This window comes from uncultured Campylobacter sp., from assembly GCF_938040115.1.
Taxonomy (GTDB): domain Bacteria; phylum Campylobacterota; class Campylobacteria; order Campylobacterales; family Campylobacteraceae; genus Campylobacter_A.
Map to the genome: position 1 here is coordinate 1 of NZ_CALHXD010000012.1, position 1,246 is coordinate 1,246.

The 1,246-nt window shown below is 38.9% G+C and carries 1 protein-coding gene; it reads right to left on the bottom strand.

Going from position 1 to position 1,246, the window contains the following annotated elements; all coding sequences use genetic code 11:
* Positions 1-150: 150 nt before the first annotated feature.
* On the bottom strand, positions 151-801 hold the full coding sequence (locus Q0314_RS00450; RefSeq protein WP_298055286.1) for a hypothetical protein: 651 nt from the start codon (positions 799-801) through the stop codon (positions 151-153).
* Between the last annotated feature and the right edge of the window lie 445 nt (positions 802-1,246).

Below are 1,246 nucleotides of genomic sequence, written 5' to 3' on the forward strand. Positions count from 1 at the left end.
TTTTATTTGTAAAATTTGCGTTTGCTAGGGGCTAATTCGAGCGGCAAAATTTGATAAAAAATTTAAGAGGCAAAAGCCGCGCGACAAGCGCATAAAATTTACGGCGTAATCTTTATCTCAAAAGCGTGTTTATACGCAAATTTGACAAAATTACTCTAAGCTAAAAAACCGCCTCATCTTACGCTTCCAGTCGTCTTTTGGTATTTCCGTATCGTTTGGATCGTCGCTCCAAACCTCGTGTTTGTCCTCGAAAAATATCGCAGATCTTTGAGCTTGCGGCATAAATTTCGTCTTGTCCTCCACGGGGATTTTGTTCGCCCGAAAATACCGCAACAACTCAAAATAATCATCTCTGCTATAGCAATTTACCAAAAAATAATTTCTATTTTTCATCCTGATAACGAAATTTTTACGCAGCAACCACAGCGGTTCGCCCGATTTTTTGAGTTTATAGATTTTAAACGGCAGCGCAAATATCAGATAAACTAAAAGATATCTTATAAAGTCTTTCGTTTTGTTAAAATGCACGCCGATAGAGGACTTTTTATAGAGCTGATACGGGGTAAAAAAGTGAAATCTGCCGTATCTGCTATCAAGCTCGCTGATAACGCAAAAATAGACCTTTTCCACGTCTTTTACGAGGGTGATTTTCTCCTCGCTCTCTACTTTGTTTACGTAGACATACTCTACATGATAAATTTGCTCGTTAGAAAATCTAAAAAAGCTCGGTTTTTGTTTAAAAACTCGCGGCGCGAAAACGTATGTATTGTATAGGCAGAATAATAAAAAAGATGCGGGCAAAGCAATAAGATAAATGCGATATAAAAGCCCGTAGTCGCTAAAAGCAAATACAAAAACGAGAATCGAGTCAAAGAATAATATACCATCCCGCCAAAAACAGCGCGCCGTAGTCGTTTATGATTATCGGATTTTCGTCGTAGTTTCTCAAATTTTCTCCAAATTTCGCTTCACACAGTCAAATTTAAAATGCATAACAAGAGGCGAGCGAGAGCTAAATTTAACTCGGCAAATTTAAGACCGACTCGCCGTAAAACCAAAGCAAATTTAAGCGACCGCCCTCAAGCCAAAGCCGCTTAAATTTGAGTAAAAAGCAAAATTTGACGCGCCCCAAATTTAAACCCCCGAGTTTAAATTTGCCCGAAACAAATCCAAATTCGAGCGGCGCGCCCCGTCAAATTTACCCGTTTTTCCTAGCAAATTCTTTCATAAACTCAGCCAAAGTCCG